Below are 16,664 nucleotides of genomic sequence, written 5' to 3'. Positions count from 1 at the left end.
AAGTTTCTGCTCTGGCGTTACGACACTTGAGCCTGAGCCACCTCTAAAGGTTGAATCGTATCTTCGCGTACGGCCGCACCGAACTGCTCGACCATCTGCCGGACCACCGGGTCGGCATGGATCGACTCTTCGGCCAGACGCTGGCGCTCTGCGCGAAAACGCGAAGCCGCCTGGGCCGGGGTTTCCTGCTCCGGCTTGACCAGCTCAATCGTGACTTTGAGTGTACGCTGAGTGAACTGGTTCAGTGCATCGTTGAGTCGACGCTGCTGGGTCAGGTTGAACAACGCGCTGTGGGCCGGGTCCAGATGCAACAGCCAGTCATCACCCTCAACTGCAATCAGCGTGCAGTTGGCACCAATGCTGGCGGTCATGCCCGACACCGGTAATTTGGGGAACATCTCCAGCCATTCAAGGGCCAGACCGGTCGCCGGCATCGCCGCAGGCAGCGGTTCGGGCGCAGGCGCTGGCTCGCTGGCATGCTCACTGGCCAGCTCGTCGAGGTAGCTGTAGGCCGCCGAATCCATGTCCGGCTCAATGTAGTCTTCGTCCAGGGGCGGCTCGTCGTCACGATCCATGCCCGACACCGCTGCGTCCACCTGCTCGACGGTCGGCTCTGGAAGCGGCGCCGCGATCCACTCCGGCGCATCCGGCACCACACTGTCCGGCGTCGGCAGCGGCATCGGCGGCAACTCAGGAGGCTCGCCAATAGTGTCCAGCACCGACTCGGGCGCAACCTTGACCTCGATCATCGGGGCAGCCGGCTCGTTCCAGGGCAAGTCCTTTTCCGCCACTGACGGAGCCTTGGGCGCCTGTACAGGCTCGGCAACCGCTTCGACCACAGGCGGTACCGGTTGCACTGCCACCGGTGCCGGCGCGGCCAGCACTGGCTCGACAGGGAACGTGGCCGCCACGGTTGGGGCGGAATCAACTGTGGCCTGGCTGATCCCCACTGGCTTTAGCGGCTGACTCGGCGCGTTGCCGGTGTCTGCCGGGCGGAAGGCCAGCATTCGCAGCAGGACCATTTCAAAGCCACCACGCGGGTCTGGCGCCAGCGGCAAATCGCGCCGGCCAATCAGGCCCATCTGGTAATAAAATTGCACATCTTCGGCAGGCAACGCCTTGGCCAGGGCCAAGACGCGATCGCGGTCGCCGTGACCATTATCGACGCCTTCGGGCAGCGCCTGGGCAATGGCCACGCGATGGAAGACGTTGAGGATCTCGGACAGCACGCCATTCCAGTCCGGGCCCTGCTCGGACAGATGGCGAACGGCCTCGAGCATGGCCCTGGCATCACCTTCGATCAAGGCGTGCAACAGGTCGAACACCTGACCGTGATCCAGCGTACCGAGCATCGTCCGCACATCACCCGCCAGTACCTTGCCCTCACCGAAGGCAATGGCCTGATCGGTGAGGCTCATGGCATCACGCATCGAGCCATCGGCGGCGCGACCGAGCAGCCACAGCGCATCATCTTCAAACGGCACGTTTTCGACACTGAGAACGTGGGTCAAATGCTCGACCACGCGCTCGGGTGTCATGTTCTTCAGCGAAAACTGCAGGCAGCGCGACAGGATCGTGGCCGGCAATTTCTGCGGGTCGGTGGTCGCGAGGATGAACTTGACGTAAGGCGGCGGCTCTTCAAGAGTCTTGAGCAGCGCATTGAACGAATGGCTGGAGAGCATGTGCACTTCGTCGATCAGGTAGACCTTGAAGCGCCCGCGGCTCGGCGCGTACTGCACGTTGTCGAGCAGTTCGCGGGTGTCCTCGACCTTGGTGCGGCTGGCGGCGTCGATTTCGATCAGGTCGACAAAGCGCCCCTCATCGATTTCACGGCACACGGAGCACTCGCCACAGGGAGTCGAGGTGATACCTGTTTCACAGTTCAGGCATTTGGCGATGATCCGCGCAATGGTGGTCTTGCCGACGCCACGGGTACCGGTGAAAAGGTAAGCGTGGTGCAGGCGCTGACTGTCCAGGGCATTGATCAGAGCCTTGAGCACATGGGTCTGGCCGACCATTTCGCGGAACGAGCGCGGACGCCATTTACGTGCAAGAACCTGATAACTCATTGATAACCGTCGCGTCAGAAAAGCGGAGGGGGCTAATGCTAGCGGAGCAAGGGCAAAATTGCATCCGATGCGCACGTTTAACTGCGCGCAGCCTTGGCATAGACCTTTTTACCCACGCACAGAAAATCATCGCCCGGTCTTTTGACCGTCGAACAAGGCTTGACTGCAAGATTTGGAGTTTGGTTCGAACCCGACAGAACTGCGGGTTTAAAATGGAGGCAACCCCACCAGCCACACCCCGGCACACAATGTTCCCGCTGTGGCTGCTTCCTTCCGGATCTGACCAGGTTCACGGGTAATCGTTGCGGGGGGACCGATAGGGTCACCATAACAAAATCCGCTTAGCAGCGAACGGCGCCATTGTACCTGTCTGAGAAAAACTTACAACCGCTGCGGCAAGAATAAAAAAATGAATGGGCTCAAGCACTTGGATTCGGGTTGAAACACCGCCTCGCAACCCGGCACAGGTCATTTGTGGGAGCGGGCTTGCTCGCGATGGCTTCTGCGCGGCTCAACTGAGACACCGCGTCGCCTGCATCGCGAGCAAGCCCGCTGCCACAGCCATTACGTAATCGAAATACCCTGTTCGCTCAAAAACGCGACAAAAGCTTCTTCATCCAGCACCTTGAGCCCCAGCTCGTTGGCCTTGGCCAGCTTGGAGCCTGCTCCCGGCCCCGCTACGACGCAATGGGTCTTGCCCGACACCGAGCCCGAAACCTTGGCCCCCAGACTTTCCAGCTTGTCCTTGGCCACATCGCGACTCATTAATTCCAGCGAGCCGGTCAACACCCAGGTCTGGCCTGCCAGCGGCAAACCTTCCACGGCCTTTTTCTCGCTGTGCCAGTGCATGCCGAAATCACGCAGTTGCGCTTCGATTGCCAGCGCCATACGGGCATTTTCAGGGTTATCGAAGAAATCGCGTACCGCCTTGGCCTGTTTTTCCGGCAAGGCCTGGCGCATATCGAGCCAGTCTGCAGTGATCACCCCTTCAAGGGAGCCAAACCTGTCGGCCAGTTTTTGCGCCCCGCCCGGCCCCACCGAAGGAATATGCAACTTGTCTATCAGCCCGCCCAAGGTTGTGCTGGCGGCAAACTCGGCGCCCAGCTCACCCTGATCCTGCAACTCAAGACCACGCTCCAGCAGTTGATCAATCACCTGCTGGTTGTGTGCGTCACTGAAGAAACTATGAATCTCGTGCGCCACTTCCAGGCCCACGTCCGGCAGGTAGGTAAGCACTTGCGGCAACGCCCGCTGCACACGCTCCAGGGAGGCCAATGAACGCGCCAGCACCTTGGCAGTCTCTTCGCCCACATCAGGAATGCCCAATGCGTAGATAAAACGCGCCAACGTCGGACGCTTGCTGTCGGCGATGGCCTGCAGCAAGTTCTTGCTCGACAGCTCGGCAAAGCCTTCGAGGTCGACGATCTGCTCGAACTGCAGGGTATAGAGGTCTGCCGGCGAACTCACCAGGCCCTCATCGACCAACTGCTCGACACTTTTTTCCCCCAGGCCTTCAATGTCCATCGCCCGGCGCGAAACAAAATGAATGATCGCCTGTTTAAGCTGGGCACCACAGGCCAGCCGGCCGACACAGCGGTACACCGCACCTTCGCTGACGGTTTCACGGCCCTTGCTGCGCTTGATCAGCTGCGTGCGCTCAACGTGGGAGCCGCACACCGGACAGCTTTCAGGGATCTGCACCGGCCGGGCATCTTCAGGGCGACGCTCCAGCACCACCTGCACAACCTGCGGGATAACATCACCAGCACGGCGAATAATCACGGTATCGCCAATCATCAGGCCTAGCCGCGCCACTTCATCCATATTGTGCAGGGTGGCATTGGATACGGTCACCCCGGCCACCTTGACCGGTTTGAGACGCGCCACGGGCGTTACTGCACCGGTGCGTCCGACCTGAAACTCAACATCCAGCAACTCGGTCAGTTCCTCCATGGCCGGAAACTTGTGCGCGATGGCCCAGCGCGGTTCACGCGCACGAAAGCCCAGCTCGCGCTGCGACGCCAGGCTGTTGACCTTGAACACCACTCCGTCGATCTCGTAGGGCAAGGAAGCACGACGCTCACCGATATCACGGTAATAGTCCAGGCACTCGGCAATCCCCTTTGCCAGCTTCAGCTCATGACTGATAGGCATGCCCCATTGCTGCAATTGTTTGAGGTTGCCGATATGGGTGTCCGAAAACTCTTCAGAGACCTGCCCCAGACCGTAGCAGCAAAATTCCAGCGGGCGGCTGGCCGTGATCTTCGAATCCAGCTGACGCAAGCTGCCCGCCGCTGCGTTGCGCGGATTGGCAAAGGTCTTGCCCCCAGCAGCCAGCTGAGATTCATTAAGACGTTCAAAGCCGGCCTTGGACATAAACACTTCGCCACGCACTTCCAGCACCGCTGGCCAGCCGCTGCCATGCAGCTTGAGCGGAATATTGCGCACGGTGCGTACGTTGACGCTGATATCTTCACCGGTAGTGCCATCACCCCGCGTGGCACCACGCACCAGGCTGCCATCACGGTACAACAAGCTGACTGCCAGCCCGTCCAGCTTGGGCTCACAGCTGTATTCAACTTCAGCGCCGCCACCAAACAGATCGCCCGCGGGCAGATCCAGGCCCTCGCTGACACGGCGATCGAATTCGCGCATATCGGTTTCATCGAATGCGTTACCCAGGCTCAGCATGGGCACTTCGTGACGCACCTGAGTAAAGGCAGACAAGGCTGCGCTGCCAACGCGCTGAGTGGGCGAGTCGGCGGTCACCAGCTCAGGATGTTCGGCCTCCAGGGCCTTCAGCTCGCGGAACAGGCGATCGTACTCGGCGTCCGGAATGCTTGGCTCGTCGAGTACATGGTAGCGGTAATTATGCTGATCCAGTTCAGCGCGCAGCTCTAGAATGCGGGTATTGGCGGCGGTCATGGGGTGTTCTCTCACAAAGCAAAAGAGCAGCCGAGGCTGCTCCTTGTGTTATTCATGCTGCATGTGGGTGGAGCAGGCAAGCCGCCCCCACATGTTCAGCGTTTTTGAGTCAGGGCACGGCGCTCGAATTCAACGATGCGCTGGCGGTAATGCTCGATAGTCTGGGCCGTCAACACACTGCGCTGGTCATCTTTAAGCTCACCATTGAGCTCCTGGGACAGCTTGCGTGCAGCGGCAACCATCACATCAAAAGCCTGCTTGGGATGGCGCGGGCCGGGCAAACCAAGGAAAAAGCTGACAGCTGGCGTACTGAACAGGTCAATATCATCCAGGTCGAATACACCCGGTTTCACCGCATTGGCCATGGAGAACAGCACTTCGCCATTACCGGCCATGCTTTCGTGGCGATGGAAAATATCCATCTCGCCAAAACGCAAACCGCTTTCGAGGATGTTCTGCAACAGTGCCGGACCTTTGAAGCCTGCCGGGTCACGGCTGATCACGCTGATCACCAGCACTTCTTCGGCGGCCTGCTGCGGTGCAGGCTCCTTGACTTCAACGTCCGCTACGCTCGGCTTGGCACGACCACGCGCCGGCTTGACTGGCGCTACATGATCATCATCACGGGCGCTGATGCTCGGGCCTTCATCCAGTTCAAGATCAAGGTTCAGGTCACCCTGGCTCGGCTCACCACCACGCTTGCCGCGCTTGGCACCTTTGTCCCGTGCAGGCATGCTGACCGATGGCAAGTCGTGCTCATCAAGTTGCGGCTCTTTATGGGTTGGCGTATCCAGCACCCGTGACGGGCCCAACAACTCAGGGCTGTGCTCGTCGTCAGGGGCATTGGAAAAACTGCGATCAAGTCGAAACTTGAGCTTGCCTTTGCCACCACGCATGCGGCGCCAGCCATCAAAAAGAATACCGGCGATTACCACTATGCCGATGACTATCAGCCATTCGCGCAGACCGATTTCCATGTAATCCCTTGCCCCTAAAAAATGATTCTATGAAGAAGAGCCTAAAGCCCTTTAAAACGTGGCGCCAACTCTATGTTCTGAATGGCGTTTTACCCACGTACAAAAAAATTAGACATTAAATTAACACGACCAAAGATAACTTTACACCGTCTGTCGCATTGAGCTAGGCCCATGCTGCCTTCGACCTACACGTCATATCGGTCAAATGCTTGAAATTTTTCTTACAAGAAGAAAAAAATCGTCCTACATGCTTATAGCTCAAGCATCGACCATTGCCATTGCCTCCTCAACATCAACCGCTACAAGACGTGAACAGCCCGGCTCATGCATCGTCACCCCCATCAACTGATCCGCCATCTCCATGGCGATCTTGTTGTGAGTGATATAGATAAATTGCACGGTCTGCGACATCTCCTTTACCAAGCGTGCATAGCGGCCTACGTTAGCGTCATCAAGCGGTGCATCGACTTCGTCGAGCATGCAAAACGGCGCCGGGTTGAGCTTGAAAATGGCAAAAACCAGCGCCAGGGCCGTCAAGGCTTTCTCGCCACCAGACAGCAAATGGATCGTGCTGTTCTTCTTGCCCGGCGGACGCGCCATGATGGTCACCCCTGTATCGAGTAGATCTTCGCCCGTCAGTTCCAAATAAGCGCTGCCGCCACCGAAAACTTTTGGGAAAAGTGCCTGTAATCCACCATTTATCTGATCAAAGGTGTCCTTGAAGCGGCTGCGGGTCTCTTTGTCGATCTTGCGGATGACGTTTTCCAGGGTATCGAGTGCCTCGACCAGATCAGCATCCTGAGCATCCAGATAGCGCTTGCGCTCCGATTGCTGCTGATACTCATCAATGGCTGCAAGGTTGATCGCGCCCAGGCGCTGAATTCGCGCAGCGATACGCTCCAGTTCTTCTTCGGCCTGCTGCTCGTTGACCTCGGCATCGAGGGTGGCCAGCACCCCGTGCAGGTCATAGCCATCGGCCAGCAACTGATCCTGCAACGCAGTACGACGCACGCTCAAGGCCTGCCACTCCATGCGCTGCTGTTCGAGCTGGCCACGAATCAATTGCGATTGTTGCTCAGCCTGATTGCGGCGTTTTTCGGCATCGCGCAATTCGCGATCGGCATCTTCGAGCGCGGTCTGGGCAATCTTGAGTTCTTCATCCACGCTCAGGCGCTTGTCGAGCAACTCTTCAAGCTTGAGGCGCAACTCTTCCAGCGGCGCTTCGCCCTCCTCCAGATTGAGGGTCAGCTGTTCGCGCTTTTCAGCCAGGCGCTCGGCCTGCATTTCCAGGCGCTCAAGAGCCTGGCGGGTGGAATCATGCTGCGCCTTGAGCGACCCCAGGCGGACAGCCAACTGGTGGGCGTGGTCTTTATGTTGTCGAGCATCCTGACGCACCCGATCCAACTGCTCGCGCAGACTGTCGCGACGGGCCAGCAACAGCTCGCGCTGCCCGGTATCGGTGGCCATGGCATCCAGGGCGTCCTGCAACAGCAGGCGCGCCTCCCCTACCTGCTCATGCTCCAGGGCGCGCTGCTCACCCAACTCGGCCAGTTCTTCGTCCAGACGGCGGCGGCGCAAGGTCAATTGCTCGACCTTGGCCTTGCTGGCGGAGAGCTTGGCCTTGATCTCACCCTGGTGGCGAGCTTCATCCTGCAAGCGACGGCGAAGCTGCTCACGAGAGTCTTCCTGCATACGCTGTTGCTCACGCATGCTTTGTAGTTGTTCCTCCAGGGCCGCCAGGGTGGCTTCACGCTCTTCGCACTCAAGCCCCAGGCGCTGGATTTCCTGGCCCCGGGCCAGCACCCCGCTTTCGGCTTCACTGGCGCGGCGCACCCGCAGGAAGTTGCGCCCGACCCAATAGCCATCACGGCTGATCAGGCTCTGGCCCTCGGCCAGTTGTGCACGCAAGGCCAGTGCCTGCTCCAGTGTTTCGACCGGTTTGACCTGGCCCAGCCACGGCGCCAGATCAAAATCGGCCGTGACCTTGTCCAGCAGGCTGCCCGCCAAGCGAGGGGCCTGCCCTGCATCACTGAACAGGCGCAAATCACCCTGGGCAAACCCTGCCAGATCCAGCCGGGCAAAATCCTCGACCAGTACGGCCTGCAAATCAGCCCCCAACACGGTCTCTACCGCCAGCTCCCAGCCAGCCTCTACGCGCAGGCCTTCTGCCAGTCGTGGCTGCTCGGCAAGCTGCTGATCGCGCAACCATTCGCCAGTACCGGTACCCGGATCAAGCGCAGCCTGCTGCAAGGCCTCCAGCGATGCCAGACGACCGTTGAGGCGCTGCAGCTCGCCCTGGGCCTGCTGCTGGTTCTGCGTGGCCTGTTGCAAGTCGTGACGCACTTGCTCGAGCTGCTCGACCAGTTGCTGCTCACTGGCCTGCAGCTCTTCGTGGGCCATTTCGCTGCTGGCCAGTTGCTCACTGAGCTCCAGAATGGCCGCATCTTCAGGGTCTGCGGCCAGCAAGGCACGCTCTTCAGCCAGGCGGCGCTGACGTTCCGCCACGCGCTCCATACTGGTTTCCAGCTGCTGGATACGGGCTTGCAGCACTTCGGACTGGCGCTGCGGCTCGGCCGAGCGAAGGTTGAAAATGTCCCACTGTTCCTGCCAGCCATGCATGGTCTGCTCGGCCACTTCCAGAGTAGCGGCAGCCTCTTCGGCGGCCGCGCTGGTCAGTTCCTGCTCGGGCTCAAGCATGTGCAGCTCTTCAGCCAGAGTCGCCAGCAAGGTGCGGTCATGCCCCAGATGGGATTCGGTTTCCAGGCGCGAGCGCTCGGCTTCGCGCAGGTCATCCTGCAACTGGCGCAAACGTTGCTGGCCATGCTGAATGCTCTGCTCGACCCGGGCAATATCGCCCCCTACCGAATAGAAGCGCCCCTGCACCAGATTGAAGCGCTCTGACAGATCATGGTGCCCGTCACGCAGGCGTTCGATGCTGGCATCGGCATTGCGCTGCTCGGCCACCAGGGCTTCGAAACTGACTTCCTGATTACCGATGACCGCTTCGCGCTGCCCCACCTGCTCATTCAGGGCCTGCCAGCGCAGAGCCGACAGCCGGGCCTTGAGCTGACGCTCTTCGGCCTTGTATTCCTGATATTTCTCGGCGGCCTGGGCCTGGCGGTGCAAACGCTCCAGCTGACGCCCCAGCTCATCGCGCAGGTCAGTCAGACGGGCAAGGTTTTCGTGGGTACGGCGGATACGGTTTTCAGTCTCGCGGCGGCGCTCCTTGTACTTGGAAATGCCCGCCGCCTCTTCGATAAAGTTACGCAGATCTTCAGGCTTGGACTCGATCAGCTTGGAGATCATGCCCTGCTCGATGATCGAGTAGCTGCGCGGCCCCAGCCCCGTACCGAGGAAGATATCGGTAATGTCACGACGACGGCACTTGGTGCCATTGAGGTAATAGGTGGTCTGGCTGTCGCGGGTGACTTTGCGGCGGATCGATATCTCGGCATAGGCCGCATACTCGCCCAGCAGCGTGCCGTCGGAGTTGTCGAAGACCAGTTCGATACTGGCCTGGCTCACCGGTTTGCGCGTGGTGGAGCCGTTGAAGATAACGTCGGTCATCGACTCGCCGCGCAGGTTCTTGGCCGAGCTTTCGCCCATGACCCAGCGCACGGCATCGATGATATTGGACTTGCCACAGCCGTTGGGGCCTACCACCGCCGCCATATTGCTTGGAAAGGTAACGGTTGTCGGGTCAACGAAGGACTTGAAGCCGGCCAGCTTGATACAGGTCAGGCGCACGCTCAGGCAACCGTCAAGGCAGACAGCACCAGGGCACAACTGCGCTGGGCATAGCTGCTCAGCACCACGCGAATCTGCGCCAGGTCACGCGCCAGCACGGCCTCGAGCAACTGCGCAAACAACGCCAGGAACTCGCTCATTTCCGCCTTGCGCTGGTCCAGTGCCAGGTAATAGGCACGGCTCATGGCCGGGTGCAGGTTCTCGACGGTTTCCTGCAAATAGGGGTTGTCGGCGAACGGGTACGCCGCACGCATCACATTGAAGCTGTCTTCAACGAAGGTGCTGATGTCCTGGCGTTCGTAGCTGGCGGCCAGGCGCTGCTGGATCTGCAAGAACGGCCCCAGGTCGGCCGGAACTGCCCAGCGCTGGGCTACGGCATTGCCGAGCAGGATGTACATTTCGCTCATCAGCGTGCACAGGCTCTGCACCTTGTGCGCCGTAAGTTCGGTCACATGGGCGCCACGACGCGGCAGGATGGCGATCAGATGTCGACGCTCAAGGATCAACAATGCTTCGCGCACAGAGCCGCGACTGACATTCAGCGCCAGCGTCACTTTCTGTTCCTGAATGCGTTCCCCAGGCTTTAACTCGCCGCGAATGATGCGTTCGGCGAGGTGGTGAGCGATTTGCTCGGCGAGGCTGTCCGGCGCCTTGAACGTCATGTTTTACCTTCAAAATCTTTGATCAGTGCAGGCGGTGCAGTGTAACGCACTTGATATGCCCTCGCGCAGAGCCTCAGGGGCTGAATATGGCACGAAACCCGCAAATAAATCCCCCGGTTATCAATCACAGGGATTACCGATCGCTATTTCTTGACCCGCAGGTCAGCTTTAGCTAAATTCAGTGCATCCCGCGTTACAACAATAATGATTATGCGAGGCCTTCCGTGATCCAGTTCCTACTCAACCAGACGCTGCGCACCGAGCACACGCTCGACCCGAATTTGACCGTGCTCAATTACCTGCGTGAACACCTGCACAAGCCTGGTACCAAAGAAGGATGCGCCAGCGGCGACTGCGGGGCCTGTACCGTGGTTGTCGGCGAACTTCACACCGACGCTGAAGGCCTTGAACGGCTGCGCTATCGCAGCCTCAATTCGTGCCTGACCTTTGTCTCGGCTTTGCACGGCAAGCAACTGATCAGCATCGAAGACCTCAAGCACCAGGGGCAGTTGCACAGCGTGCAGCGGGCGATGGTCGACTGCCACGGCTCACAGTGCGGGTTTTGCACGCCGGGATTTGTGATGTCACTGTTCGCCCTGCAAAAAAACAGCACGGGCCAGCCTGATGGCCATCAGGCTCATGAAGCCCTGGCGGGAAACCTCTGTCGCTGCACCGGCTACCGCCCTATTCTGGCGGCTGCCGAACAGGCTTGCAGCGGGCAACAACAGGATCAGTTCGATACACACCAGAGCGCGACCATTGCCTTGCTCAAGACCATCACCCCGACTCAAACCGGCGAACTGAACAGCGGCGACAAGCGCTGTCTGCTGCCCATGACCATCAGCGACCTGGCCCAGCTGTACGAATCCCAACCCCAGGCCCGCCTGCTGGCCGGCGGTACCGACCTGGCGCTTGAGGCGACCCAGTTTCATCGCCCGCTGCCGGTCATGATCTACGTCGGCAACGTGGCCGAAATGAAGCACATCGAGCGCTTTGATGACCGTATTGAAATCGGCGCGGCGGTGTCGCTGACAGACGCCTACGGCACGCTCAAGGCCGAGTACCCGGACTTCGGCGAATTGCTGCAACGCTTCGCCTCCCTGCAAATCCGCAATCAGGGCACCCTGGGCGGCAACATCGGCAATGCCTCGCCCATTGGCGACTCGCCACCGCTGCTGATTGCCCTCGGCGCACAACTGGTACTGCGCAAAGGGCAAACCCTGCGCACCCTGGCGATCGAGGATTACTTTATCGACTACCGGGTGACGGCACGCCAGGAAGGCGAATTTATCGAAAAAATCATCATCCCTCGCGCCGACCCCAGCCATGCATTTCGCGCCTATAAAATCTCCAAGCGCCTGGATGACGACATCAGCGCCGTGTGCGCAGCGTTCAACCTGCACATCGACAACGGCGTGGTGACCGGTGCCCGCGTGGCATTCGGCGGCATGGCGGCCATCGCCAAACGCGCCGCCGCCTGCGAAGCCGCATTGCTCGGCGCAAACTGGAACAGCGCCAGCATCGAGCGCGCCTGCGCTGCGCTGGCAAACGACTTCACCCCGCTCTCGGACTTTCGCGCCAGCAAGGAATACCGTCTGCTGAGTGCGCAGAACCTGCTACGCAAATACTTTATCGAACTGCAAACGCCACATCTCGAGACGCGGGTAACAGCTTATGTCTAACCATCACAAGGTTGCCCCAACCCAGGCCGAGCTGGCCGCCCTCTTCCAGCAGGACTTGAAAACCGGTGTGGGTCGCAGCGTCAAGCATGACAGTGCCGAAAAACATGTCAGCGGCGAAGCGCAGTACATCGATGACCGCCTGGAATTCCCCAACCAGTTGCACCTTTTCGCACGCCTGTCCGACCGCGCCCACGCCAGAATCCTGCGTGTCGACACCACGCCCTGCTACGCCTTCGCAGGCGTGCGCCTGGTGATCACCCACGAAGATATCCCCGGTCTGAAGGACATTGGCCCGCTACTGCCCGGCGATCCGCTACTGGCCATCGACAAGGTGGAGTTTGTCGGCCAGCCCGTACTGGCAGTGGCCGCTTGCGACCTGGACACCGCGCGCAAGGCGGCAATGGCTGCCATTATCGAATACGAAGACCTGGAGCCGGTGCTGGACGTGGTTCAGGCCCTGCGCCAGAAGCACTTTGTGCTCGATACCCACACCCATCAACGCGGCGACTCTGCCGGCGCACTGGCCGGGGCCGAACATCGCCTGCAGGGCAGCCTGCATATTGGCGGGCAGGAGCACTTTTACCTCGAGACCCAGATCTCATCGGTCATGCCTACCGAAGACGGCGGGATGATCGTTTACTGCTCCACGCAGAACCCTACCGAAGTGCAGAAGCTGGTGGCAGAAGTCCTTGATGTTTCAATGAACAAGATCGTTGTCGATATGCGCCGCATGGGCGGCGGCTTTGGCGGCAAGGAGACCCAGGCCGCCAGCCCCGCCTGCCTGTGCGCAGTGGTGGCACGCCTCACCGGGCAACCGACCAAGATGCGCCTGCCGCGGGTCGAAGACATGCTGATGACCGGCAAGCGCCACCCGTTTTATATCGAATATGACGTCGGTTTCGACGCCAGCGGCCGCTTGCAGGGCATTCAGCTGGACCTGGCGGGCAACTGTGGCTGTTCGCCGGACTTGTCCAATTCCATTGTCGACCGCGCCATGTTCCACGCCGACAACGCCTATTATCTGGGCGACGCGACGATCAATGGCTATCGCTGTAAAACCAACACGGCTTCCAACACGGCCTATCGCGGCTTTGGTGGCCCGCAAGGCATGGTCGCCATCGAAGAGGTCATGGACCGTATCGCCCGCCACCTGGGCCTCGACCCGCTGGCCGTACGCAAGGCCAATTACTACGGCAAAACCGAACGCAACGTGACTCACTACTACCAGACCGTGGAACACAACCTGCTGCAAGAAATGACCGCCGAGCTCGAGGCCAGCTGCCAGTACACCGAGCGCCGGGAAGCGATCAAGGCGTTCAACGCCAGCAGTCCGATCCTGAAAAAAGGCCTGGCGCTGACCCCGGTCAAATTCGGCATCTCCTTTACCGCCAGCTTCCTCAACCAGGCCGGCGCCCTGATCCATATTTATACCGATGGCAGCATCCACCTCAACCACGGCGGCACCGAGATGGGCCAGGGCCTGAATATCAAGGTCGCGCAGGTGGTCGCCGAAGTGTTCCAGGTGGATATCAGCCGCATCCAGATCACCGCAACCAACACTGACAAAGTGCCAAACACCTCGCCTACTGCAGCGTCCAGCGGTGCCGACCTCAATGGCAAGGCCGCGCAAAACGCAGCCGAAACCATCAAGCAGCGACTTGTTGAATTTGCTGCCGACAAATATCAGGTCGAGCAACGGGCGGTGATCTTCCATAACGGCCAGGTGCAGGCTGGCGAGCAGATCATCAGTTTTGAAAGCCTGATCCAGCAGGCCTATTTCGGCCAGGTGTCGTTATCGAGCACCGGGTACTACAAAACCCCGAAGATTTTTTATGACCGCACTCAGGCACGTGGTCGGCCGTTTTATTACTTTGCCTTTGGCGCCGCCTGCGCCGAGGTGATCGTCGACACCCTGACCGGCGAATACAAAATGTTGCGTACCGATATCCTCCATGATGTCGGTGCCTCGCTGAACCCGGCCATCGACATCGGCCAGGTCGAAGGCGGGTATATACAGGGGGCGGGCTGGCTGACCATGGAGGAACTGGTGTGGAATGCCAAGGGCAAGCTGATGACCAACGGCCCGGCCAGCTACAAGATCCCCGCGGTGGCAGACATGCCGCTGGACCTGCGCGTAACCCTGGTGGAAAACCGCAAGAACCCCGAAGACACCGTGTTCCACTCCAAGGCCGTGGGCGAACCGCCATTTATGCTCGGCATCGCCGCATGGTGTGCACTCAAGGACGCCGTTGCGAGCCTGGCTGACTACCGCGTGCAACCTGCGATTGACGCCCCGGCCACCCCGGAGCGGGTGCTGTGGGGTTGTGAGCAAATGCGCAAAAGCCTGTCGGGAGATCAGCATGAATAACTGGATCAGTGCCCTGGCCGAGTTGCAGCAGCAAGGCGAACCCTGCGTGCTGGTGACCATCATCGAAGAGCAAGGCTCTACCCCGCGCAATGCCGGTTCGAAGATGGTCATTTGTGCAGATAAAATCTTCGACACCATTGGTGGCGGTCATCTGGAGTACAAGGCAATGGAAATTGCCCGCCAGATGCTCAGCAGCGGCAAGCACGATACCCTTCTACAGCGCTTCAGCCTCGGCGCCAGCCTGGGCCAGTGTTGCGGAGGGGTGGCCGTGCTGCTGTTCGAACCGATGGGCAAGGTGCAGGCTCAGATTGCGGTGTTTGGCGCAGGGCACGTGGCCCGGGCCTTGGTACCCCTGCTCGCCAGCCTGCCGTGCCGGGTGCGCTGGATCGACTCGCGGGAGCAGGAATTCCCGACACTTATCCCCCAAGGCGTGGAAAAAATCGTTACCGACGAACCGGTAGATGAAGTCGATGCCCTGCCTGCGGGTTGCTACTGCATCGTCATGACGCATAATCACGCCCTGGACCTGGAGCTCAGCGCCGCCCTGCTTAAACGCAACGACTTTACTTACTTCGGCTTGATTGGTTCGAAAACCAAACGCGTGAAGTTCGAACATCGCCTGCGTGAGCGCGGTATCGACGCCTCACCTTTGCAGCGCATGCGTTGCCCGATGGGTTTGAGCGAAGTCAAAGGCAAATTGCCTGTTGAAATCGCGATCTCCATCGCCGGCGAAATCATCGCCACCTACAACACTCATTTCGGCCAGCACACTGCGAGCGCCGACAGCGCGTCATCTGAATCCATTAAACAATTGTTGCCGTCTTCACGACGCAGCCATGCCACACACTGAGAATTGCCATGACTTGTAAAGCCTATCGCGCCGCCATTTTGCACAGCATCGCCGACCCCGCCGAAGTCGGGATCGAGGCCTCCTATGAATATTTCGCAGACGGCTTGCTGGTGGTCGACAACGGCCAGATCAAGGCTGTTGGCCCGGCCAGCGAACTGCTTGGCACACTGGCCGCCGACGTTGCTGTGACCGAGTACAAAGACGCACTGATCACCCCCGGCTTTATCGATACCCATATCCATTTCCCGCAAACCGGGATGATTGGCGCCTACGGCGAGCAACTGCTCGACTGGCTCAACACCTACACCTTCCCGTGCGAAAACCAGTTCGCCGATAAGGCCCATGCTGACGAAGTGGCTGACGTATTCCTGAAGGAACTGCTACGCAACGGCACCACCACCGCCCTGGTCTTCGGCAGCGTACACCCGCAATCGGTGGATGCCCTGTTTGAGGCCGCACAGCACCTGGACCTGCGTCTGATCGCCGGCAAGGTGATGATGGACCGCAACGCCCCAGACTATCTGACCGATACCGCCGAAACCGGCTACAGCGAAAGCAAGGCACTGATCGAGCGCTGGCACGGTAAGGGCCGCCTGCATTACGCCGTCACCCCGCGCTTCGCGCCGACCAGCACCCCGGAGCAATTGACCCTGGCCGGCAAGCTGCTGGGCGAATACCCGGATGTGTATCTGCACACCCATATCAGCGAGAACCTTCAGGAAATCGAGTGGGTCAAGTCGCTGTTCCCTGAGCGCAAAGGCTATCTGGATGTGTACGACCACTACCAGTTGCTCGGCGAACGCTCTGTATTTGCCCACGGTGTACATCTGTGTGACGAGGAATGTGCGCGACTCGCCGAGACGGGTTCGGCAGTGGCGTTCTGCCCGACTTCCAACCTGTTTTTGGGCAGCGGCCTGTTCAACCTGCCAATGGCCGAGAAACACAAACTCAATGTGGGCCTGGGCACGGATGTCGGCGCGGGGACCAGCTTCTCGCTGCTCAACACCCTGAACGAAGCCTACAAGGTCATGCAACTGCAGGGTGCACGCCTCAATCCGTTCAAGTCGTTGTATCTGGCTACGTTGGGCGGGGCGCGGGCACTGCGCCTGGAAGACAGGATCGGCAATCTGCAACCGGGCAGCGACGCTGACTTCCTGGTACTGGACTACAACGCTACGCCACTGATGAGCTATCGCCTCAAGCAGTCAAAAAACATCGCCGAGACGCTGTTTGTATTGATGACCCTTGGGGATGACCGTACCGTGCAGCAAACCTATGCGGCAGGCAATCTGGTGCATCAGCGCTGATAATTTCCCTTGTGGGAGCGGGCTTGCTCGAGAGGTTATCGATGCGGTTCTACTGAAGCACCGCGTCGCCTGCATCG

At 59.7% G+C, this 16,664-nt stretch carries 9 protein-coding genes and 1 other RNA gene; 4 read left to right on the top strand and 6 right to left on the bottom strand.

Annotated elements, in window-relative coordinates; translation table 11 throughout:
• Positions 1-17: 17 nt before the first annotated feature.
• The 6 genes from dnaX to ACP7BE_RS00465 all read right to left on the bottom strand — a co-directional run bounded on the left by dnaX (position 18) and on the right by ACP7BE_RS00465 (position 10,380).
• Positions 18-2,069 carry a DNA polymerase III subunit gamma/tau gene (dnaX, locus tag ACP7BE_RS00490; RefSeq protein ID WP_426104243.1) on the bottom strand — a complete coding sequence of 684 codons (2,052 nt, stop codon included), beginning with the start codon at positions 2,067-2,069 and terminating at the stop codon, positions 18-20.
• 222 nt (positions 2,070-2,291) lie between these two features.
• An RNA gene (ffs, locus tag ACP7BE_RS00485) (signal recognition particle sRNA small type) lies at positions 2,292-2,388 on the bottom strand.
• Between the two features lie 245 nt (positions 2,389-2,633).
• Positions 2,634-4,994, bottom strand: coding sequence for an NAD-dependent DNA ligase LigA (ligA, locus tag ACP7BE_RS00480; protein ID WP_426104241.1), 2,361 nt, complete (start codon positions 4,992-4,994; stop codon positions 2,634-2,636).
• A 95-nt stretch (positions 4,995-5,089) separates the two neighbouring features.
• The gene (gene zipA, locus ACP7BE_RS00475; protein WP_095002768.1) at positions 5,090-5,971 is read right to left on the bottom strand and encodes a cell division protein ZipA; all 882 of its coding nucleotides are present in this window, start codon (positions 5,969-5,971) and stop codon (positions 5,090-5,092) included.
• Positions 5,972-6,229: 258 nt separating this feature from the next.
• Positions 6,230-9,718, bottom strand: coding sequence for a chromosome segregation protein SMC (gene smc, locus ACP7BE_RS00470; RefSeq protein WP_095024096.1), 3,489 nt, complete (start codon positions 9,716-9,718; stop codon positions 6,230-6,232).
• Positions 9,719-9,720: 2 nt separating this feature from the next.
• Positions 9,721-10,380, bottom strand: coding sequence for a GntR family transcriptional regulator (locus ACP7BE_RS00465; protein ID WP_235570948.1), 660 nt, complete (start codon positions 10,378-10,380; stop codon positions 9,721-9,723).
• Between the two features lie 224 nt (positions 10,381-10,604).
• Here ACP7BE_RS00465 and xdhA point away from each other — a divergent pair, with 224 nt between their 5' ends.
• The 4 genes from xdhA to guaD are packed head-to-tail and all read left to right on the top strand — an operon-like array spanning position 10,605 to position 16,587.
• Positions 10,605-12,062 carry a xanthine dehydrogenase small subunit gene (gene xdhA / locus ACP7BE_RS00460; protein WP_426104238.1) on the top strand — a complete coding sequence of 486 codons (1,458 nt, stop codon included), beginning with the start codon at positions 10,605-10,607 and terminating at the stop codon, positions 12,060-12,062.
• Positions 12,055-14,430 (top strand): xanthine dehydrogenase molybdopterin binding subunit, encoded by a 2,376-nt coding sequence (xdhB, locus tag ACP7BE_RS00455; protein ID WP_317757689.1) that lies wholly within the window; start codon positions 12,055-12,057, stop codon positions 14,428-14,430. Before xdhA ends, xdhB begins: the two co-directional genes overlap by 8 nt.
• Positions 14,423-15,280 (top strand): xanthine dehydrogenase accessory protein XdhC, encoded by an 858-nt coding sequence (xdhC, locus tag ACP7BE_RS00450; protein ID WP_095025015.1) that lies wholly within the window; start codon positions 14,423-14,425, stop codon positions 15,278-15,280. Before xdhB ends, xdhC begins: the two co-directional genes overlap by 8 nt.
• 8 nt (positions 15,281-15,288) lie before the next feature.
• Positions 15,289-16,587 (top strand): guanine deaminase, encoded by a 1,299-nt coding sequence (gene guaD, locus ACP7BE_RS00445; protein WP_240881482.1) that lies wholly within the window; start codon positions 15,289-15,291, stop codon positions 16,585-16,587.
• Positions 16,588-16,664 lie beyond the last annotated feature (77 nt).

The organism is Pseudomonas sp. TWR1-1-3, from assembly GCF_049896805.1.
GTDB classification, from domain to species: domain Bacteria; phylum Pseudomonadota; class Gammaproteobacteria; order Pseudomonadales; family Pseudomonadaceae; genus Aquipseudomonas; species Aquipseudomonas bubulae.
The sequence above is the reverse complement of the archived record's forward strand: the minus strand, read 5'-3'. Positions and strand labels throughout refer to the sequence as shown.